The organism is Clostridium gasigenes (assembly GCF_017348895.1).
GTDB lineage: Bacteria > Bacillota > Clostridia > Clostridiales > Clostridiaceae > Clostridium > Clostridium gasigenes.
In genome coordinates, this window is record NZ_CP071376.1 from 15,667 (window position 1) to 36,424 (window position 20,758).

Annotated in this window: 20 protein-coding genes; 3 read left to right on the plus strand and 17 right to left on the minus strand. The window is 29.0% G+C overall.

Going from position 1 to position 20,758, the window contains the following annotated elements; translation table 11 throughout:
• Window positions 1-343: 343 nt before the first annotated feature.
• The 10 genes from J1C67_RS00075 to J1C67_RS00120 form a co-directional block, all read right to left on the minus strand.
• Window positions 344-2,167 carry an ATP-binding protein gene (locus J1C67_RS00075; protein WP_167866339.1) on the minus strand — a complete coding sequence of 608 codons (1,824 nt, stop codon included), beginning with the start codon at window positions 2,165-2,167 and terminating at the stop codon, window positions 344-346.
• The gene (locus J1C67_RS00080) at window positions 2,167-3,426 is read right to left on the minus strand and encodes an SIR2 family protein (protein WP_167866338.1); all 1,260 of its coding nucleotides are present in this window, start codon (window positions 3,424-3,426) and stop codon (window positions 2,167-2,169) included. The genes J1C67_RS00075 and J1C67_RS00080 overlap by 1 nt, the downstream gene beginning before the upstream one ends.
• Before the next feature lie 436 nt (window positions 3,427-3,862).
• Window positions 3,863-5,110, minus strand: coding sequence for a phosphoribosylamine--glycine ligase (gene purD / locus J1C67_RS00085; RefSeq protein WP_167866337.1), 1,248 nt, complete (start codon window positions 5,108-5,110; stop codon window positions 3,863-3,865).
• A 366-nt stretch (window positions 5,111-5,476) separates the two neighbouring features.
• Entirely contained in the window at window positions 5,477-6,979 is a 1,503-nt protein-coding gene (gene purH, locus J1C67_RS00090; RefSeq protein WP_167866336.1) for a bifunctional phosphoribosylaminoimidazolecarboxamide formyltransferase/IMP cyclohydrolase, read from the minus strand.
• Window positions 6,980-7,033: 54 nt separating this feature from the next.
• Window positions 7,034-7,645 carry a phosphoribosylglycinamide formyltransferase gene (gene purN / locus J1C67_RS00095; protein WP_167866335.1) on the minus strand — a complete coding sequence of 204 codons (612 nt, stop codon included), beginning with the start codon at window positions 7,643-7,645 and terminating at the stop codon, window positions 7,034-7,036.
• Window positions 7,633-8,634 carry a phosphoribosylformylglycinamidine cyclo-ligase gene (purM, locus tag J1C67_RS00100; RefSeq protein ID WP_167866334.1) on the minus strand — a complete coding sequence of 334 codons (1,002 nt, stop codon included), beginning with the start codon at window positions 8,632-8,634 and terminating at the stop codon, window positions 7,633-7,635. The genes purN and purM overlap by 13 nt, the downstream gene beginning before the upstream one ends.
• Window positions 8,635-8,645: 11 nt before the next feature.
• Window positions 8,646-10,076, minus strand: coding sequence for an amidophosphoribosyltransferase (gene purF / locus J1C67_RS00105; RefSeq protein WP_167866333.1), 1,431 nt, complete (start codon window positions 10,074-10,076; stop codon window positions 8,646-8,648).
• A 113-nt stretch (window positions 10,077-10,189) separates the two neighbouring features.
• Complete coding sequence (purC, locus tag J1C67_RS00110; RefSeq protein ID WP_167866332.1) at window positions 10,190-10,897, minus strand: phosphoribosylaminoimidazolesuccinocarboxamide synthase; 708 nt, start codon at window positions 10,895-10,897, stop codon at window positions 10,190-10,192.
• Window positions 10,897-11,376: a 5-(carboxyamino)imidazole ribonucleotide mutase gene (gene purE, locus J1C67_RS00115; protein WP_167866331.1), complete on the minus strand. Its 480-nt coding sequence runs from the start codon at window positions 11,374-11,376 to the stop codon at window positions 10,897-10,899. The genes purC and purE overlap by 1 nt, the downstream gene beginning before the upstream one ends.
• A gap of 104 nt (window positions 11,377-11,480) precedes the next feature.
• Window positions 11,481-15,227: a phosphoribosylformylglycinamidine synthase gene (locus J1C67_RS00120; protein WP_167866330.1), complete on the minus strand. Its 3,747-nt coding sequence runs from the start codon at window positions 15,225-15,227 to the stop codon at window positions 11,481-11,483.
• Window positions 15,228-15,851: 624 nt separating this feature from the next.
• Between J1C67_RS00120 and J1C67_RS00125 the strand changes: the two genes are divergently transcribed.
• Together J1C67_RS00125 and J1C67_RS00130 are read left to right on the plus strand one after the other, a co-directional pair.
• A complete protein-coding gene (locus J1C67_RS00125; RefSeq protein ID WP_167866329.1) occupies window positions 15,852-16,166 on the plus strand; it encodes a PadR family transcriptional regulator in 315 nt (104 codons plus the stop codon).
• Window positions 16,159-16,674 carry a DUF2812 domain-containing protein gene (locus tag J1C67_RS00130; protein WP_167866328.1) on the plus strand — a complete coding sequence of 172 codons (516 nt, stop codon included), beginning with the start codon at window positions 16,159-16,161 and terminating at the stop codon, window positions 16,672-16,674. Before J1C67_RS00125 ends, J1C67_RS00130 begins: the two co-directional genes overlap by 8 nt.
• Window positions 16,675-16,767: 93 nt before the next feature.
• Here the strand turns inward: J1C67_RS00130 and J1C67_RS00135 are convergent, their stop codons facing one another.
• The 7 genes from J1C67_RS00135 to J1C67_RS00165 all read right to left on the minus strand — a co-directional run bounded on the left by J1C67_RS00135 (window position 16,768) and on the right by J1C67_RS00165 (window position 20,309).
• Window positions 16,768-17,133 carry a PadR family transcriptional regulator gene (locus tag J1C67_RS00135; RefSeq protein WP_243176734.1) on the minus strand — a complete coding sequence of 122 codons (366 nt, stop codon included), beginning with the start codon at window positions 17,131-17,133 and terminating at the stop codon, window positions 16,768-16,770.
• Window positions 17,134-17,185: 52 nt separating this feature from the next.
• Window positions 17,186-17,341 carry a zinc-ribbon domain-containing protein gene (locus J1C67_RS00140; RefSeq protein WP_167866327.1) on the minus strand — a complete coding sequence of 52 codons (156 nt, stop codon included), beginning with the start codon at window positions 17,339-17,341 and terminating at the stop codon, window positions 17,186-17,188.
• 214 nt (window positions 17,342-17,555) lie between these two features.
• Window positions 17,556-18,125, minus strand: a complete 570-nt coding sequence (locus tag J1C67_RS00145; protein ID WP_167866326.1) for a Uma2 family endonuclease — start codon at window positions 18,123-18,125, stop codon at window positions 17,556-17,558.
• 137 nt (window positions 18,126-18,262) lie between these two features.
• Window positions 18,263-18,418 carry a zinc-ribbon domain-containing protein gene (locus tag J1C67_RS00150; protein ID WP_089972580.1) on the minus strand — a complete coding sequence of 52 codons (156 nt, stop codon included), beginning with the start codon at window positions 18,416-18,418 and terminating at the stop codon, window positions 18,263-18,265.
• Window positions 18,419-18,766: 348 nt separating this feature from the next.
• Window positions 18,767-18,922: a zinc-ribbon domain-containing protein gene (locus J1C67_RS00155; RefSeq protein ID WP_089972580.1), complete on the minus strand. Its 156-nt coding sequence runs from the start codon at window positions 18,920-18,922 to the stop codon at window positions 18,767-18,769.
• Between the two features lie 292 nt (window positions 18,923-19,214).
• On the minus strand, window positions 19,215-19,535 hold the full coding sequence (locus tag J1C67_RS00160) for a rhodanese-like domain-containing protein (RefSeq protein WP_167866325.1): 321 nt from the start codon (window positions 19,533-19,535) through the stop codon (window positions 19,215-19,217).
• A gap of 72 nt (window positions 19,536-19,607) precedes the next feature.
• Window positions 19,608-20,309: a Crp/Fnr family transcriptional regulator gene (locus J1C67_RS00165; protein ID WP_167866324.1), complete on the minus strand. Its 702-nt coding sequence runs from the start codon at window positions 20,307-20,309 to the stop codon at window positions 19,608-19,610.
• A 232-nt stretch (window positions 20,310-20,541) separates the two neighbouring features.
• On the opposite strand from J1C67_RS00165, the gene J1C67_RS00170 reads away from it, so the two are divergent.
• Window positions 20,542-20,742 (plus strand): 4Fe-4S binding protein, encoded by a 201-nt coding sequence (locus J1C67_RS00170; RefSeq protein ID WP_167866323.1) that lies wholly within the window; start codon window positions 20,542-20,544, stop codon window positions 20,740-20,742.
• Window positions 20,743-20,758 lie beyond the last annotated feature (16 nt).

The following is a 20,758-nucleotide window of genomic DNA, read 5'->3' on the forward strand; positions in this document are numbered from 1 at the left end:
CCCTCATTTTTTAAATAATATTAACTACACTAATTTGTCATCAAGAATTTTACCTTCCAATTTAAATTTAAATCTGTTTTTTTATTAATATAACCCTCTCCTCTGACTTAAAATATTCATTTATCTTTCTGCTTGTCTAAAATGAAACTACTAACTATAATCTATAATCTATTATCTATAAAATTATAACTGGCATTTGATTTAAGTAAATCAAGATAAATCTTTGGATAACTCATTTTCGCTTATACCAATTCTTTTGTTTTAAATTTAAAAATAATGTATATACTAACTTAATCTTTCAACATTAGCTTGTCTTATAAAAAAATTACTACTCTATACAAAGTTATGTCCATACACTTTCCAAATCAATAGTTTGACTACAAGGTTGTATCTCTTTATCTAATATATCTATTTGTACTAAAACAGGAAAATTACTCGCAATTCCAGTAAAAATACAAGCTCCTTGTGGTAAAATTGGTATCATTTCAAATGAAGCATTATCTAAAAATGATACTGTTTTTCCTATAGCTCTTATATCTTCATTATTAACTAATCTATGAAGAAAATAGTTATGAAGCTGAGATATTAATGTATCTGATATATCTGATGGTCTCTGACTTGAAATTGTTAGAAAAACGCCAAACTTCCTACCTTCTTTTATAATTTCTTCAAATACTTCTAATCTATAATCTTTCCATGTAACACTTTCTCTCTCCGAATTTTTAGATAATATATTATGTGCTTCATCAACAATTATATGCAATACTTTGTTTTTTCCAATTAATTTATGTGAATCATATTCTTTTTTACAAATAATCATTGGTATAATTTTTTTCATATAAGTATTTACATCTAACAGTGATATTATTTTCAAGTTTTCAATATCTTCATCTGCACATGATAGCTCAAATACTTTTTCTATATCATTTATTCTGACATCTAGCCTCTTAATTAAGGGTGCTATGTGTTCCTCAAGTATGTATCCATTAGAAAGGCTTTTTATGTAATTTAATTTTATTATTAACTCAAATAGCTTCCAATAATTTATTTCTTCTTTAAACTTACAATTTCCTGAGTTTATCTTATCCAACAATTCTTTAACAATAGTATTTCCTGAAAATTGTTCCTCGCTATTTAAATAACAATTATAATGTGTAAAATATAATGTAAATGTCGTGCTGTTATAGGCAAGTTTTTTGAATAAATTATTACTTTCTATTCCTATATTGCTAAAAGTTAACTCCAATATCTCTTCATAATATTTTTTCATTATAGGATACTTTTCTTTATAATTAAATATTCCCCTTATCACCCAGTTAACTTCTTTTACAATATTAGTTACTATAGTAGATTCATCTTTAATAATATTTTTATACATATTTATTGATTTTTTTAAAAATGGTTGTTGAGTTTTTTCTGTAGCTTCTGAAATTATAGCCCAAAACTCCAAGTCAAGTATATATTCTTTACTCAATGGGTATTTATCATCCGGATCTCTTGTAGAAAGATTATATACTTTTTTATTATCATTAGATATTGTTTGAGAATATTCGCCATTAAAATCTATTAATATAAATCTACTATTTTTTATAAATTTTTCATTTTTACCATACTTTAAAAATATCTCTGTAAATATTTTAGCTAAAGTATTCGATTTTCCGCTTCCTGTATTCCCAAATATTCCAATATGACTACCAAATAACTGCTGAACTCCTAATTCTAATTTATATTTTTCATAAGCTATTATATTCCCTATGGCAATTTTTTCTGATTTTTCTTTAGCAAATGCAAATACCTTTTGTACTTCCTCTTCCTTTAGTATATAAATACAATTAGATACTAATGGTAATTCAGCTAATCCTCTTTTAAAGTTTCCTAATTTATCAATAGTACCTATTATAGTAATTTCTATTATTCTTTCTATAATTTCTTTATTCTCTATATACTTAGTATTATATTTTTTCTCTTGTATATATTCTCCTTCTATTTTTCCAATAATATCATTAAAACCTTTTTTTACTTTAACAAATCCTCCTACACATATATTTTTTATTATGAGTCCATTATAATTTAAATTTGATGTGTTTTTATCGGTATATACTCTTGCTCTAATTTTTTGTCCTCTTACCTCAATTATTTCCCCAATTTTCAAAATATTTTTACTCACTATAAAACCTCTCTACTTACACTCATTAAAAATTTATTTATTACTTCTAATCCTATTTTTGCATCACTATTATTTACTTTAGATTCACTCTCATCAATCTCAACTGCTACCTCTGTGACTATTTCTATTTTCTCAAAAGCATCTATTTTACATTCCCATTCCTTTAATCCAACAATCCATACATTACTATTAATCTCAAATTTTTTACTAAACCTTTCTTTATCACTTTTGCTATAACAAATTATTATTAAAATTAAAGATGGGTTATTTAAAGCTCTTTTCGTTATATCTTCAATATGCTCATCATAAAATGAGAATCCAAAAACTAACAACATCGCATTTTCACGTTCCAATTCGTTACAATAAATTCTTAACAATTCATAATAATTTTTATCTACTAATGTATCACTAAATTTTTCTTTAGTAGGACTAACTATTTTAAAGCTTTTCTTATACACTTCTTTAAATGGTATATATATATTCTTTAATTGATTATCATCTACCTCCAGTTCTTCTAAAATATTATCAATAAATTCTTTTTTAATATTTTCCCATTTACATGTTGTTATTTTCTCATATAGTTTTTCTATACTCTCATTAACTATCATTTCTTCATTATAAATAATCTTATTATTCTCATTGTAGAAATTATTTAACTCTGTAATATATGATCCATAAATAAACTTATCATCATATATATCATTTTCCTTCCAATTGATAGAACCATGTATCTTATAAACATTAAATATTGCTATCTCGGATCTTCTATTTGTAAATAACGCTTGCTTATAGTAAATTTTATTATAATTTGCTGTTGAATAATATGGATTAATTGATCCTTGAAATCCATCATTATATTCTATAAATTTACTTTCCAGTGCATATTCTAATATTACATCATAATTTGTAGTAAATATATTAACTTGTTTTTGCAGTATTGTATTCTCTCTTTCGCTTAAAATATTTTTCAATATTTCTAGAAACTTGCTATGTTCTGATAAATTTTCATTATTTATTTTATCCGCCATCGGATAAATTGTATCCTCAAAAAATTTCCAATATAACAATGCCTCTAGTGCTAGATATTTTTTATCGTGAGGTTCTTTTTTTATAATCTCCATTATTAATTCTAAGTTTCCTAAAGTATTTAATATATTTGCTGAAAAACCAGCTCCAATCAAAATATTTAAATTATTAGAATCTATAACTTTAATAATTTCATCCTTAAATTCATCTTCCAGGTACTTATTTATTGCCATAATATAATTTACTCCTTTTTTCCTAAATGCTATTTATTGTTATCTATTAATATTTTCCCACCTAATATACTTCTTATAATTCTCTAAATTCTTCTATCCAATCTTTCACTAATAAATATTGACTTATAAACTCCGTATTATAGAACTACTTACATATACTTTTAAAATATTCCAATATTGTATTTCATTATACATTATATCATGTTTATATTTTTCATATTGTATATTTCAAGTGAAATATTTGTATAATTTTAGTGATTAAATTATATATTAGTATTTTACCTCCAAAAATCCGAGTGAATCTCTTGGATTACGCCTAAAGGAATTGGATGCGTTCGATTCCTTTTTTATTTTCTCTAAATAATTTTACACAAACAAATAAAAGCCTAAACAATACTTATCTAATATTGTTTAGGCTTTAACTAATATTCACAAACTATATCAATCCTATATCACTTCTAAAATACATTCCCTCAAACTCAACGCCATCAATATTCTTATAGGCATCAAGTCTAGCTTCATCAACATTAGCTCCTACTCCTAACACAGAAAGAACTCTGCCCCCACTAGTCCTAAGCAAACCATCTTCAACCCTAGCCCCCGCTAAAAACACCTTATCCCTAACTTCATCCTTAATCTTTATCTCAAACCCCTTAATAAACTCTCCCGGATATCCCCCCGAAGCCAACACCACATTCACACAAGTCCCCTTACTCCATTTAATTTCAACATCAGCCAACTCCTCATCCATTGCCGCTTCAATAACTTCAAGCAAATCACTTTCCATCAAATAAAGCACTGATTGAGTCTCCGGATCTCCCATTCTCACATTATATTCTAATAAATAAGTACCTTTCTTAGTTATCATTAACCCAAAGAATATTATTCCCTTAAAGTCATATCCTTCTGCTTGAATTCCTGCTAATGTTTTTGCCATTATGTTTTCTTCGAATTCTTTTTGAACCTCATCTGTTACATATGGATTTGGTGCAAGCACTCCCATTCCACCTGTATTTGGTCCTTTTCCACCATCAAATATTTGTTTATGATCTTTTGCTGATAAAAATGGTACAATTGTTTTTCCATCTGTTATTGATAATATTGATGCTTCAACACCGTCTAAAAATTCTTCAATAACAACTTTAGCTCCTGCCCCTTTAAATATATCATCTATCATAAAGGATTTTATTGAATCATTTGCTTCTTCTCTAGTTTCACAAATAGCAACACCTTTTCCAGCTGCAAGCCCATCTGCTTTAATAACTATTGGATAAGCACAGTTTTCTAAATAACCTAAAGCTTTATCTGCATCATAAAAAACTTCATACTCCGCAGTTTTAACACCATACTTCTTCATAAAGTCTTTAGAATAACTTTTACTACCCTCAAGCTCTGCTCCTGCTTTATCAGGTCCAAATATCTTAAGTCCATCTGCTTTAAACAAATCAACTATTCCCTTAGTTAAAGGATCTTCAGGGCCAACAATAGTTAAATCAATATTGTTTTCCTTAGCAAAAGCCAATAATTCATTTATATCCGTAATATCTACATTTTCACATTTATCCGCAAATGCAGTTCCACCATTACCAGGTGCTACAAAAATCTTCTCAACTCTCTCACTTTTAGCCAATTTCCAAGCTAAAGAATGCTCTCTTCCACCAGCCCCAATTAATAACAAATTCATATTAAAACTCTCCCTTATCACCTTTATTATAATTAGTAATAGATATGGAATCTCATATCACTATTCCACATTCATTACTAATCATTCACCTAATTCCGCCAAAACTTCAAGTTAATACTGATCCATAACGCCATAGCTCTAATCCATAGTGTTAAGAGGTAACAGAGAAACTTTTACGGATGGTATATGGTAATGAGTAGTAGTATTTCACTGTTGTTCGAATCACAATTGCGTTAAGAAGTTCAGTTGTTTGAGCGCATGCGAGTTACTGAACTTTAGCAATTGTGGTGAGAACGACAGTAGAAATACTCTACGAAATTACCTAATACCTGGAGTAATAGTTTCTCTGTTACCCTCCCCTATGCATTAGTGTTTAAAATGTCTAATTCCTGTCATAACCATAGCAATTCCATGTTCATCACAAGCATCTATTGATTCTTGATCTCTCATAGATCCACCTGGTTGTATAATAGCTTTAATCCCAGCTTTAGCACATTCGTCTACTATATCCCTAAATGGGAAGAATGCATCTGACGCTAATACTGTAGCTCCTACCCCTCTTCTTAAGGCATCCATAGTTGGCCAAATTCTATTTACTTGACCTCCGCCAATTCCTACTGCTACTCCATCTTTTACTGTTACTATAGCATTTGATTTAACGTATTTAACTACTTTCATTCCAAATATTAAGTCTTCCATTTCTTTTTCTGTAGGTGCTTTCTTTGTTACTACTTTGAAGTCTTCTGCTAAAATTTTATCTTCTTCTTGTATTAACATTCCACCATCTACTGATACAATATATTTTTTATCCTTAGCTTTTACACCGCATTTTAATACTCTTAAGTTCTTTTTAGTTTTAAATACTTCTAAAGCTTCAGAGCTGTAATCTGGTGCAATAACTACTTCTAGGAATGTTTTCACCATTTCTTCTGCTGTTTCTTTATCAATAGTTCTGTTTATTGCTACTATTCCTCCAAATATTGAAGTTGGATCTACATCATATGTTTTTTTATAAACTTCAAATGGTGTTTTTCCAATAGCTGCTCCACATGGTGTGTTGTGCTTAAGTCCACAGCAAGCTGTTTCTTCAAATTCACAAACTGTTTTCCATGCAATATCTACATCTTTAATATTGTTGTATGATAATTCTTTACCATTTAATATTTCAAAAGAATTCATAGCTCCATTAAATTCTGTAGCTCCATAGTAAGCTGCTTTTTGATGTGGGTTTTCTCCATATCTTAAATCTTGCATTTTCTTATATGATACTGAAAGATATTCTGGGTATTCTTCATCTCCAAGTAGAAAGTTTGAAATTGCAGCATCATAAGCACTCATTAAGTTAAATACTTTTCCTGCTAGTTTTTTTCTAAGTGAGTAGCTAACATCTCCTGTAGCTTTCATTTCTTCCATAACTGTGATGTAATCTTCTTTATCAGAAATAACTACAACATCTTGGAAGTTTTTAGCTGCTGCTCTTAGCATTGTTGGTCCACCGATATCTATAAATTCAACTTTTTCATCAAAGTCTAAATCTTCTTTTACTTTTTCAAAGAAAGGATAAAGATTAACTATTACCATATCAATAGTTTCTATATTTCTTTCTTTTATAGTTTTCATATGCTCTGCATTATTTCTTATTGCCAGGATTCCTGCATGTAATATTGGATGTAATGTTTTTACTCTTCCATCTAACATTTCCGGAAAATTAGTTACTTCGTTAACTTCTATAACTTTTACACCATTTTCCTTTAGGTGCTTGTAAGTTCCTCCAGTTGATATAACTTCTACTCCATTATCTGATAGAAACTTAGAAAAATCTAAAACCCCTTCTTTATCAAAAACACTTATTAAAGCTCTTTTAATCATATTAAAACTCCTCACAACTTTACTATATTTATATCGAACTAGTTAAACATCTAACTACTTTATTATATTTACTCTTTTATCTACAACTTGTATTTTATCAGTTATTAATAATTCAATTGCTTTTGGAAGCAGTTTATGTTCCTCAGCTAAAACTCTTTTTTGCACATCTTCTGCATTATCTTCAAAGTTAACTGGTACAACTTCTTGAAGGATAATTGCCCCTCCATCTACTTCTTCATTTACAAAATGTACGCTACATCCTGTAAATTTAACTCCGGATTTAATTACTGCATTATGAACATTCATTCCATACATTTTATCTCCACAAAAAGCAGGTATTAATGATGGATGAATATTAATTATTTTATTTTTAAACTTTTTTAAAATATCTCCTTCTAATATTGAAAGGTACCCTGCTAGTACTATTAAATCAACACGTCCTTTAGTTAGTTCTAATATTTTATCTGAAGTTTTATTTCCATATTCTTTTCTTGAAACAACATGAGTTTCTACTTTTTTTGCTTTAGCTCTATCTAATGCAAATATACCTTCTTTGCTTCCAATAACCATTTCTACTTTGCAATTAAGGTTTCCATTATCTATTGAATCAAAAATGGATTGGAGGTTTGACCCTCCACCTGATGCTAACACTGCTATTTTAAACAAATGCCATCACCACCAGCTATTATATGACCTATTTCATAAGCCTTTTCTCCACTTTCAACTAAAGATCTTATTACAGCTTCAACATCTTTTTCATTAACACAAAGCATAAATCCTATTCCCATGTTAAATGTGTTGTACATATGATCTTTATCTACACCTTTTTCTATTATTCTTTCGAATACTTTTGGAAGTGGATAACTATCTTTATTAATTACTGCTGTAAAATCTAAGCCATTAAACATTCTTGGTGCATTTTCTATAAATCCGCCACCTGTAATATGTGCCATTCCTTTAATTTCAAACTTTTCAAGTAAGGCTAAAACTGGTTTAACATATATTTTAGTTGGAGTAATTAATGTTTTCCAAGCTTCTTCTCCATTTAAATCTTCATTAATATCTTCAAAAACTTTTCTTACTAATGAATATCCATTTGAATGAAGTCCTGAAGATGCTATACCTATTAGTCTATCTCCAGCTTTAATGTTTTTTCCATTAATTATTTTATCTTTATCAACTATACCAACAGCGAAACCTGCCATGTCATATTCGCCTTCTTTATAAAAGCCAGGCATTTCTGCTGTTTCTCCACCAACTAATGCGCAAGCTGATTGAACACAACCATCTGCTACACCTTTAACTAAATCTGCTGCAACTTCAGCTTCAAGCTTTCCACAAGCTATATAATCAAGGAAAAATAACGGCTTTGCTCCATGACATAAAATATCATTTACACACATAGCAACACAATCAATTCCTACAGTATCATATTTTTTAGTTTTAAAAGCTATTTCAAGTTTAGTTCCAACTCCATCTGTTCCTGAAACTAAAACTGGTTTTTTATATCCTTCTGGAAGTTCAACCATACCTGCAAAACCTCCAAGACCATTTAAAACATATTCTGTCATTGTACGGCTTGCATATTCTTTTATAAGTTTTACAGATTTATATCCTTCTTCTATATTAACTCCAGCTTCTTTGTAAGTTATCATATTATTACTACCTACCTTTCAAGATGATCTTTTGCAGTTTCTATTGGTGTTGCAAGTGGGTAAATTCCGTTGAAACATCCAACGCAATATCCTTTTTCTTGTGTAAAACATTTATACATGCTTTCCATAGATAAATATTCTAAGCTATCACAGCCTATTTGTTCTCTAATTTCTTCATTATTTTTACCAGAACCTATTAATTCACTTCTATATGGAGTATCTATTCCAAAATAGCAAGGATATTTAACTACTGGTGATGCAACTAAGAAATGAACTTCTTTTGCTCCAGCTCTTCTTAGTGAATCCACTAAATGTTTAGATGTAGTTCCTCTAACTATTGAATCATCAACTAAAACTACTTTTTTACCAGCTATATTTGATTTTAAAGGATTTAACTTTATAGCTACAGCTCTTTCTCTCACTTCTTGAGAAGGTGTAATAAAAGTTCTTCCTACATATCTATTTTTAATAAATCCTGTATCATAAGGAATTCCTGATGCTTTTGCATAACCCATAGCTGCTGGAATTCCAGAGTCTGGAACTGCAACTACTATATCTGCATCTACTGGGTGTTGCTTAAATAGTTGCTTTCCAGCTTCCACTCTTGATGCATGAACATCAAGTCCATCAATTATTGAATCTGGTCTTGCAAAGTATATATATTCAAAAGCACAGGTTCTGCATTGAGTATTTTCTGAGTATCTATAAGATTTAATTCCAGTTTCATCTATAACTACTATTTCACCAGGCTCAACATCACGTACAAGCTCTGCTCCAATTGCATCTAATGCGCAGCTTTCTGAAGATAAAACATATCCTTCTTCCATTTTTCCAATGCATAAAGGTCTTATTCCGTGAGGATCTCTAACTCCTATTAGCTTTCCTTCTGTTAAAATTACTATTGCAAAGGACCCTCTAACAGCTTGAATAGCATCTAAAACTGCATTTTCAATACCTTTTTTTGCACCTCTTGCAATAAGGTTTGCTATAACTTCTGAATCTATTGAAGTGTGAAAAACGTGTCCTCCATCTTCTAATAGTTCACGAATAACACCAGCGTTTACTAAAGTTCCATTATGAGCCATAGCTATTTGTCCAAGCTTTGTTTGAGTTAATAATGGTTGTGCATTTATAATATTTGTATCCCCTGAAGTTGAATATCTTACATGACCAATTGCTCCATGACCCTTTAACTCTTTTAAATCATCTTGGGAGAAGGCTTCTGTTATAAGCCCCATTCCCTTGTGCATTTTTATTCCTTCTTCATTAGCTACTGCAATTCCCGCACTTTCTTGACCTCTATGTTGAAGAGCATATAATCCATAGTAACTCATAGAAGCTACATCCATAGGTTTGTTTACATATACTCCAAATACTCCACATTCTTCTTTAAACTTATCATTGCTTGGGTCCATAATTAATTCTAATGTTTCATTACCCATAATACTCACACACCTCACTTTACCTATTTGCCTATACTTATTTTCATACTTATCTATTTATCTATTTATCTATTTATCTATTTATCTATTTCTAAATTTTCTTCTTTTTATTCTTACTTGTTTTTGATTCTGTTTAATATTTCAACATAAGCGTCACGTACATTTCCTAAGTCTCTTCTAAATCTATCTTTATCTAACTTTTCTCCTGTAGTTGCATCCCAGAATCTACATGTATCTGGTGATATTTCATCTGCTAAAATTATCTCTCCATTATATCTACCAAATTCTATTTTAAAATCTATTAATCTAATGTTTTGTTTTATAAAGAATTCTTTTAATAAATCATTTATTTTTGCTGTTATTGCATAAATTGTTTCAAGTTCTTCAAAAGTTGCTGCTCCAATTGCTACTGCATGGAAATCATTTATTAGTGGATCTCCTAAACTATCATCTTTATATGATAATTCAAATACTGTAGTTTTTAATGCAAATCCTTCTTCAAGACCTAATCTTTTAGCCATTGAACCTGCTGCTACATTTCTAACAATAACTTCAAGAGGTACTATTTGAACCTTTTTACATAATTGTTCTCTATCATTTAGCTTTTCAATAAAGTGAGTTTTAATTCCATTCTCATTTAACATTTCAAATATCATTGCTGTTATAGCATTGTTTAATTCACCTTTATCGTTAATTGAACCTTTCTTTTCTCCGTTAAAAGCTGTTGCATCATCTTTGTAATAAACTATTACTTCGTCCTCTTTATCTGTTCTGAATACTTGTTTTGCTTTTCCCTCATACATCATTTCTAATTTAGCCATTATAAATCTACCCCTTCCCCATTTTCTTCTATAAATTTAATTTTCATATTTTCTCTAAAAGCTTTTAGTTTTTCTTTTATTTTTTCATCTTTAATTGCTAGCATTTGTACTGCAAGCATCCCAGCATTATAACTATTGTTTATTCCAACTGTTGCAACTGGTATTGATTTTGGCATTTGAACTATTGAGAACAATGCATCTAACCCTTGTATTGCTCCATTTATTGGGACACCAATTACTGGCATTGTTGTTTGTGATGCTATAACCCCTGGTAAATGTGCCGCAAGCCCTGCTCCTGCAATAACTACTTCGCAACCATTTGCTTCTGCTTCTATTAAAACTTCTGTTAACTTTTCAGGAACTCTATGTGCTGATAAAACATAAGCTTTATATTCAACACCAAACTCTTTTAAACAGTTTGCAGCTCCTCTCATTATTTCAGTATCAGATTTACTTCCAAAAAATATTGCTACCTTCATAAAGATTCCTCCATTTTTATAAATATTTATTGTTTTGAGCTAAATTATTAAACATAATTTATAAAGCTCATTTAATTTTTTCAATTATTTAATTTTATACTTTACTATTGAAAGTACTTAACTCCAGCTCTAAATATCTTCTGATCAAAATCTCCTGGAATGTTTTTGTAAAGATTGTCTCCAACTCTTTCTGAGTGAGCCATTTTACCAAGGATTCTTCCATCTAAACTTGTTATTCCTTCAATTCCTAGCATTGATCCATTAGGATTATGCGGCATGTTCATTGAAACATTTCCTTCTAAATCCACATATTGGGTAGCTATTTGACCATTTTCTTTTAATTTGTTAATTAAACTATCTGGTGCAACAAATCTTCCTTCACCATGTGAAATTGGTACTGTATGAATATCTCCTACATTTACTTCACTAAACCAAGGTGATTTAGTTGAAGAAATTCTAGTTTTTATCATTGAACTCATATGTCTGTTAATGTTGTTATAAGTAAGTGTTGCCATATCCTCTTCAATATCTAAAATTTCACCATAAGGCAGAAGTCCCAGTTTTATTAAAGCTTGGAAGCCGTTACAAATACCAATTATTAAACCATCTCTATTTTTCAGTAAGTCATTTACAGCATTTTTTATTTTTTCATTTCTAAATATTGTTGCTATAAATTTACCTGAACCATCTGGCTCATCTCCTGCTGAGAAACCACCTGGTAACATTATTATCTGAGTTTCTTTTATTAATTTTTCTAATTCATCCATTGATTCTAGCAGTGCTTCTTTAGTCATATTTCTAAATACTAATTCAGTTACTTCTGCCCCCTCATTTCTAAATGCTCTTGCGCAATCATATTCACAGTTTGTTCCTGGGAACACTGGAATTAATACTTTAGGTTTTGCAATTTTAACTTTTGCCCCTGTGCAAACTTTCTTTGTATAGCTAATTGCTTCAATTTTTTCATTTTTATCTTCAGTTTTTATTTTAAATACCTTAGATAATTTTTCTTCAAATGTTTTTTCAAGTTCTGTAACTTTAAGGTTTAAGTCATATTCCTTTGAGATTATAGCCTCATTCTTTATTGTCTTACCTATTGCTTTATAAACGCAACCGCCTAACTCTTCTTCTATATTTGTAGAGTTACTAATTTCCAAAATTACTGATCCATAATTTAATCCAAATAATTCTTCTTTGCTTAAGTTTTCAAATTCTACCCCAATTCTATTTCCAAGAGCCATTTTAGTTAAAGCTTCAGCAATTCCTCCGATTTTAACTGATGATGCTGAAATAACTTTTTCTGCTCCAATTAACTTATATAATTTTTCTAAGTTCTTTTTATATCCATCCATGTTTAAAGTCATATCTTCTAGAGTTTCTGCTTTTAAAAGAACAACTGTTGATCCCACTTCTTTAAATTCTGGTGAAATTATCTTACTAGCTTTTTCAACCCCAACTGCAAATGCAACTAATGAAGGTGGAACATCTAACTCTCCAAAACTTCCTGACATTGAATCCTTACCACCAATAGCTGGTATTCCAAGATCCATTTGTGCTTGATATGCTCCAAGTAATGCTGCAAATGGTTTTCCCCATCTTTCTGGATCACATCCAAGCTTTTCAAAATACTCTTGAAGTGTTAATCTAGCTTTTCTATAATCTCCACCCATAGATGCAAGTTTTGTTACTGCTTCTATTACTGAGTAGTATGCCATATGGTATGGACTCCATAATCCCATATTTGGATTAAACCCATAGCTCATTAATGTTGCATCTTTAGATACTCCATCTAAAACTGGTATTTTAGCTGCCATTCCTTCTGCAGGAGTTTGTGCATATTTCCCACCGAAAGGCATAAGCACTGTTCCTCCCCCTATAGTTGAATCGAATCTTTCTACTAGCCCTTTTTGTGATGCTACGTTTAAGCTTTTTAAATTTTTTATCCACTCTTCCTTAACATCAATATCCCCTACCATAAATGGATAATCCTTTGGTGCATTAACTACTACATCAGTAGTTTGTCTTGATCCATTTGTATCTAAGAAACTTCTTTTTAAATCAACTATTTTATTTCCTCTCCAGAACATTCTAAGTCTTTTTGTATCAGTAACTTCTGCAACTACTACTGCTTCTAAGTTTTCTTTAGCTGCAAGTTCTATAATTTTTTCTGCATCTTCTTTTGCAACAACTACAGCCATTCTTTCTTGTGATTCTGAAATAGCAAGTTCTGTTCCATCAAGCCCATCATATTTTTTAGGAACATTGTCTAAGTTTATATCGAGTCCTACTGTTAATTCTCCAATTGCAACTGAAACTCCACCAGCCCCAAAGTCATTACATCTTTTAATTAATTTAGTAACTTCACTATTTCTAAATAATCTTTGGATTTTTCTTTCTGTAGGTGCATTTCCTTTTTGAACTTCAGCTCCGCATTCATTTATTGATTCTTCTGTATGTTCTTTAGATGATCCTGTTGCTCCCCCAAGTCCATCTCTACCTGTTCTTCCACCTAATAAAACTATTAAATCTGAAGATTTAGGTTCTATCCGAACTACATTTGACCTTGGTGCTGCAGCTATAACTGCTCCAACTTCCATTCTTTTAGCTCTGTAATTTTCATGATACACTTCTGCAACTTGCCCAGTAGCTAGCCCAATTTGATTACCATATGAGCTGTATCCATGAGCTGCTCCTAAAGTTATCTTTCTTTGTGGAATCTTACCTTTAAGTGTTTTTTCTATTTCAACTGTAGGATCTCCACTTCCTGTAACTCTCATTGCTTGATACACATAAGTTCTTCCAGATAGGGGATCGCGTATTGCGCCACCTAAACATGTAGCTGCTCCACCAAAAGGTTCAATTTCTGTTGGATGATTATGTGTTTCATTTTTAAACATTACTAAATATTCTTCATTTCCTTTGTCTGTCTCTATGTTAACCTTTATTGAACATGCATTAATTTCATCTGAAAGATCTAAATCATCTAAGTTTCCACGTTTTTTCATTTCTTTCATAGTAATTACTGCAATATCCATAAGTGTTTCGTCTCTATTTGTTTCACCATATACAAAATCTCTTGATTTTATATATGCTTCATATGATTTCATTACTGGCTCTGCGTAAATTCCTTCTTCTATATCAACTTCTTCTATTGATGTAGAGAAAGTAGTATGTCTACAATGATCTGACCAGTATGTATCTATAACCTTTATTTCAGTTATACTTGGATCTCTATTTTCATCTTTAAAATAATCTTTTATAAGTTTTAAATCTTCTATACTCATTGCAAGCCCTAGTTCTTTATGGAAGGCTGCAATTTCTTCATCACTTTTATTTATAAATCCATTTAAAATTTCTACATCCTTTGGCACTGGAAGCTCTACTTTAAGTTCTAAATTATCAATAGCTACTTCTCTTGAATCTACTGGATTAATATAATATTTCTTTATTTTATTAACATCTTCTTCATTTAAATCACCACTTAAAATAACTATTTTAGCTGATTTAACATCTATTTTTTCTTCTGATGTTAATAACTGATAACATTCTCCAGCTGAATCTGCTCTTTGGTCATATTGGCCTGGTAAATATTCTACTGCAAAAGCAAATTCTCCAGCCTCTAACGGTAAATTCTTTTCATATAATGTATCCACTGTTCTTTCTGAGAAAATAGTGTATAAAGCTTTTTGATAATAAGCTTCATCAATTTCTCCTAAAGTATATTTATTAACTAACCTAACCTCTTTTAAACCTTCAAGTCTTAAGTTACTTTTAAAATCATGAAGCAAGCTTTTTCCTTCTACATCAAAGCCCTTCTTTTTTTCAACAAATATGCACCTTGTATTTACCATTAACCATACCTCCAAATTTCAATTGTCTATTTATTAATATTCCCTATAAGCCATCCTCGTATCCTTCTAACAAATAATTGTATTAGCCTTCTTAAAATACGAACATTAATTATTATTTTTCTTATATTCTTCGTCATTTCTTTTTTAGTTTAACATTCTCATCCATTATAGTCAACTTTATTCTATATATTTTATTTTATAATTCGTATATAAACGAATTATCATTTTATTTTATTTGATTATAATTCGTATGTTAAAAATTTTATTTTTATACTTCTTTACCCAATACTATTGTTCTCAATATAAATTAACTAAAAAAATAAATAACAAGCCAAAGTGCAAATGTACTTGCATATTGGCTTGTTATTTATTTTTTGAATTCATATGCGCAAGGACAACAGCGAGAGTAGTTCCAAACGCAACCCAAGGAAATGTTGATATGATCGTGGAATGGATAAAAGATACTTGGAATTAGTCTAGTTCATGTAATTTAAAATCGTCTATAAAATATTTATATGTAATGAAAATATACTTAAAACCAAACACATCTAAAGTATTGACAATATAGCAGGTGATGATATAATTATATATATCAGACAACGATATATCGAGAGGAGATATAAAATGGCTATAGCTATAACAGAATCTACTTACTATATTATGTTAGCAGTATTAAGACCAAATCATGGATATGGAATTATACAAAAAGTAGACGAGTTAACAAAAGGTAGAGTTAAGTTAGGACCAGGAACATTATATGGAGCTATAAATACATTAGTGTCAAAACGCTGGATTAAGCTTTATAGCGAAGAAACTGATTCACGAAAAAAGAAAGAATATTTAATCACTGATTTAGGTAGACAAATTTTAAGTAATGAAATACGTAGATTGAAAGAACTTGTTAAAAATGGAGAAAAGGAGAGCTGCGAAGATGATTAAATTTAGATGGTATTATGACAAAGATAAAGAGGAAATATTTTTAAATGATATGGTAGCAAAAGGATACGCAATGACACGTTTTTTTCTAGGAGTATACTGGTTTGAAAAGTGCGAGCCAGGAGAATATACGTATAAAGTTGATTTAATTAAAGATAAAAATACAAAACAAAAAAATGAATTTTATGATTTAATTAGAGAAATTGATGCAGAGATTGTACAAACATGGGGAATATGGGCATTCTTCAGAAAAAAAGGAGAATTTGAATTATATACAGATAATGAAAGTAAAATAGAACAATATAGTAGGATACAAAAGACTTTTCTTATATTAGCATTATGTGAAACTTTAATTATTCCATCACAATTGCATAGTTATTTAAATTTTAGGATGGTATTTTCATTAATTAGCACAATTTTATTAAGTGTTATATGTATTATATTTTTCTATCAAGCATATAAGTGCAAAAGAAAAATTATGGATTTAAAAAAGGAAAATGAACAATATTAGGAAATCACAATCTAAAAAATCCAACAATATTAATTGTTGGATTTTTTATTATGATTCCCTTCATAATAAACAGACTCAAAGGTTTAATCCATTTTATAAAGTTCCCTTACCCCAAACACTATTTATCTTTACACTAATTTGATCCCAAGCTTCTTTAAATTCTACTATTTCCTGTAATCCAATCTCTGTTAATTTATAATATTTTCTATCTGGTCCATAAGGCGATTGCTTCTTTACTGATTTTATCATATTATTTCTTTCTAGCCTTAATAGTAATGGATATAAGGACCCTTCAGCAAATTCATCAAAACCTAACAATTGTAAATTTCGATATATCTCATAACCATAGGTCTCCTCTTTTTCTATTACCTTTAATATAACACCTTCCATGATCCCCTTTAATAACTGTGTTGTCTTAGCCATTTTTTCACTTCTTTCTCTTATGATGCCTAATTGCATAAAAAAAGAAACTGTAAGAGTAAACTCTTACAGTCTCTTTTAAACAATAGAATTATCTTCTGTTGTTTTGTTGTTTTCTTGCTCTTCTGCAATCAATGCATCTGATTGGTTCATTGTCGAACCCTTTTTCTTTGTAAAATTCTTGTTCTCCAGTTGTGAATATGAACTCATTTCCACAATCTTTACACATTATTTTCTTATCTTCCATCTTAAATCCTCCATTTCCAAAGATTAATATATTAGTACCAAACTCTATAATGGAGAATGCTAACTTCTATTAAATCTTCAAAAAAAATTTTAGTCATTACTGACTTCCTCTTTATAATATCATATTATTTATAAAAAAACCATACTTTTTTAATAAAATTTATATTATTTTTTAATATTTCTGATTATTAGAAATATTCTAACTTTATGATGCTTTATCCAAATATTTCTTTTATATCTATTTCTAAAGCATCAAAAATAGATGGTCTTATAATTGTGGTATAGGCTTCTCTTTCTGATTCTGTCAATCGTTTTTCATAGTCAAAGTCACTTACTATAGCCAATATATTTAAAAGTTGATAAGATTCATTAACAATAGTATATTGCTCTATACTTTTGCCTTGGTAATCTACTAGCCAATATTCTTTCACTCCAAATTTTTCATATAACTTGAACTTCTCAAATCTATCTCGTTTTAAGCTAGTTGGAGATATAACCTCTACAATGAGACTAGGTACACCGTGATACCCATTATCTTTAAACTTATTTTTATCACATAGTACTGACATATCAGGGATAACATAGTTATTTTCTTCCTCATCTAAATATATATCTAAATTATCTATATATACTTCACAGGTCTTTCCGTTTAGATAATTACCAAATGCTAACGCAAGTTTAAAGATTACTCTGCTGTGCTTAGGATTAGCAGATGGTGAGATATAATAAATCTTACCATCCATTTTTTCTTCTTTCCAATTTGTATAATCTATTGCATTACCCATTTCAATCACACTCCTATTATATTACACATCGGTATTCATAGGTTAAATCATACACTCAGTTATCCATAGTTCTAAAATATATAAATCAAAAAAACCGTAAGAGTAAACTCTTACAGTTTTTTATTTAAACAATAGAATTATCTTCTGTTGCTTTGTTGCTTTCTAGCTCTTCTACATTCAACACATCTTACTGGTTCGTTATCGAATCCTTTTTCTTTGTAGAATTCTTGCTCTCCAGCTGTGAATATGAAATCTGCTGAACAATCTTTACATACTAATTTCTTATCTTCCATCTTAAATCCTCCATCTCTAAAGATTAAGTTCTTAAAACAAGTCTCTATAATGGAGAATGCTAATTACTATTAAATCTTTAAAATATATTTAGTCGTTTCCGACTTCTTATTTATAATAACATATTTTGTTCATTAATGCTATATCTTTTTTAAGTTTTTTTATCTTTTTTATATAAAAAATATTCAAATAAATAACAAGTGCTATTCTTGTTTATTTTCTTTAAACGCCTAGTATTTCTTCAAAAAATACCTTATTAGTATTTAAAAATACATTTTTAATTTCATTTAATTTTATATAACAAAAAGCTGTAAGAGTAAACTCTTACAGCTTCTATTTAAACAATAGAATTATCTTCTGTTGCTTTGTTGCTTTCTAGCTCTTCTACATTCAACACATCTTACTGGTTCGTTGTCGAATCCTTTTTCTTTGTAAAATTCTTGCTCTCCAGCTGTGAATATGAAATCTGCTGAACAATCTTTACATACTAATTTCTTATCTTCCATCTTAAATCCTCCATCTCTAAAGACTAATTTCTTAAAACAAATCCCTATAATGGAGAATGCTAATTACTATTAAATCTTTAAAATATATTTAGTCGTTTCCGACTTCTTATTTATAATAACATATTTTGTTTATTAACGCTACCTTTTTTTAAAATTATTTTTATTTAAGTTATATTTTAAAAAAATACCGACAACATAACATTGCCGGCAAACCCTACGTAACCTTTTCAGGTTATTATTAGTTTGTTCAAAACTTCTATTTTATATTCTAATTTTACTATACCTAAAAACATTATTTTATTTTTGAACCTACATAGGAACCTACTCCACCAGCTACATTAGTTATATCAAACCCTAACTCTGATAATTGTTTGCAAGCTCTTGAACTTCTCCCCCCTGATTGGCACATTATATAATATTCTTTATCTTTTTTTAAGTATTTATCCGGTTTAGCTAAAATTTCACCCATTGGTATGTTTTTAGCTGTTTTTATAGTTCCACTTTTATATTCATAGGTTTCTCTAATATCAATTAACTCTATATTTCCTATTAAATTGTCAATATCATTTACATTTATAACTTTCCCATTACTTTTTTTTAAAAAATCAAACATTTCTATTTCCTCCTAAGATATTATTTTTAATATGTACCTAATATACACTAAAACTTTAAACTTTTATGTGACCTAATCACTCAAGTTTGATATTTTTTGAAGATCCTTTAATTCTTTAATAATTACAATTTTACCTCGCGTTATTTTTATATATCCCATTTTCTCTATATTTTTAAGCTTTCTACTTACACTTTCTCTAGTTGAATCAATATCAAAGGCTAATTCACTATGTTTCGCATAAATTACATTACTATTTTTACTTATTAATAATTTTATAAGTCTCATTTCAAGAGGTTCATGAATTATTTTTTCTTTATTATTTAGTACATTATTAAATTTTGAATATATATCTTTATACATATGCTCAAGAAAAGTTGTATCTTTTAATAAAATATTTTTAGTTATATCTATGTTCATTATAAATATTTTTGAATCTTCTAATGCTTTTGCTACAATATTTAAAGATTCACATTTTATTATACAACTTAATGCTTCATGACATAGATCTCCCTTTTTTATATTATAAAGATTAGTTTCTTCTCCATCCTCATTTATTTTCTGTATTTTTATAACTCCACTAATAACAAATAAAAGCCCTGTGCATTCACTTTCAATAGAAGATAAATATTGACCAGCTTCTATTTTTTCAAATATAGTTTTTCCTTGTATTAACTCATTATTTTTCTTATTTATTTCTTTTAGTATAGGATATATTTCAAATAATTTTTCTATATTATTTGAATTATTATCTACTAATTCTTTATTTCTATTCATGCATACTCACCTCTTCTATTATACATCTTCAAAGTAGATCAAAATCTTATTTTTTATTTTTTTGAAGATTCTTAATTTTATTATAACTAATATTTTACCCAATTAGTCATTTGATAAAAGTAATAGTTTAAATACCTTATGTGATACTGTCACATAATATTTTTATATATTTAATTATACTATAGCTATAATAAGCTTCTCTGATTATACATCAGCGAGAAAGGGGTTAAAAATGATAAAAAAAGATTTAGTAAGAAAAAAAGCTTATATAGATACTAAATATTGCGTCGCTTGTGGTATCTGTTCAAAAAATTGCCCTGTTAACGCCATTAAAATAAACAAAGGAATTTATGCTGAGGTAAATTTTGAAAAATGTGTTGGATGTAGTAAATGTTCAAAGATTTGTCCTGCATCTGTAATAGAAATAAAATAATAATTTTAAGGAGTTG

Excerpts from the sequence above, each read along its gene's own strand:
- purC (WP_167866332.1), bottom strand. The coding sequence starts at position 10,897 with ATGGCTAAATTAGAAATGATGTATGAGGGAAAAGCAAAACAAGTATTC.
- purM (WP_167866334.1), bottom strand. The coding sequence starts at position 8,634 with ATGATAACTTACAAAGAAGCTGGAGTTAATATAGAAGAAGGATATAAA.
- purH (WP_167866336.1), bottom strand. The coding sequence starts at position 6,979 with ATGATTAAAAGAGCTTTAATAAGTGTTTTTGATAAAGAAGGGGTTTTA.
- J1C67_RS00145 (WP_167866326.1), bottom strand. The coding sequence starts at position 18,125 with ATGGGTAATGCAATAGATTATACAAATTGGAAAGAAGAAAAAATGGAT.
- purE (WP_167866331.1), bottom strand. The coding sequence starts at position 11,376 with ATGAAGGTAGCAATATTTTTTGGAAGTAAATCTGATACTGAAATAATG.
- J1C67_RS00160 (WP_167866325.1), bottom strand. The coding sequence starts at position 19,535 with ATGTTTGATTTTTTAAAAAAAAGTAATGGGAAAGTTATAAATGTAAAT.
- J1C67_RS00170 (WP_167866323.1), top strand. The coding sequence starts at position 20,542 with ATGATAAAAAAAGATTTAGTAAGAAAAAAAGCTTATATAGATACTAAA.
- purD (WP_167866337.1), bottom strand. The coding sequence starts at position 5,110 with ATGAATTTGTTATTAATTGGGGCTGGTGGAAGAGAGCATTCTTTAGCT.
- J1C67_RS00135 (WP_243176734.1), bottom strand. The coding sequence starts at position 17,133 with ATGCAATTAGGCATCATAAGAGAAAGAAGTGAAAAAATGGCTAAGACA.
- J1C67_RS00130 (WP_167866328.1), top strand. The coding sequence starts at position 16,159 with ATGATTAAATTTAGATGGTATTATGACAAAGATAAAGAGGAAATATTT.
- J1C67_RS00125 (WP_167866329.1), top strand. The coding sequence starts at position 15,852 with ATGGCTATAGCTATAACAGAATCTACTTACTATATTATGTTAGCAGTA.
- J1C67_RS00155 (WP_089972580.1), bottom strand. The coding sequence starts at position 18,922 with ATGGAAGATAAGAAATTAGTATGTAAAGATTGTTCAGCAGATTTCATA.
- J1C67_RS00165 (WP_167866324.1), bottom strand. The coding sequence starts at position 20,309 with ATGAATAGAAATAAAGAATTAGTAGATAATAATTCAAATAATATAGAA.
- J1C67_RS00120 (WP_167866330.1), bottom strand. The coding sequence starts at position 15,227 with ATGGTAAATACAAGGTGCATATTTGTTGAAAAAAAGAAGGGCTTTGAT.
- J1C67_RS00150 (WP_089972580.1), bottom strand. The coding sequence starts at position 18,418 with ATGGAAGATAAGAAATTAGTATGTAAAGATTGTTCAGCAGATTTCATA.
- J1C67_RS00140 (WP_167866327.1), bottom strand. The coding sequence starts at position 17,341 with ATGGAAGATAAGAAAATAATGTGTAAAGATTGTGGAAATGAGTTCATA.
- purF (WP_167866333.1), bottom strand. The coding sequence starts at position 10,076 with ATGGGTAATGAAACATTAGAATTAATTATGGACCCAAGCAATGATAAG.
- J1C67_RS00080 (WP_167866338.1), bottom strand. The coding sequence starts at position 3,426 with ATGGCAATAAATAAGTACCTGGAAGATGAATTTAAGGATGAAATTATT.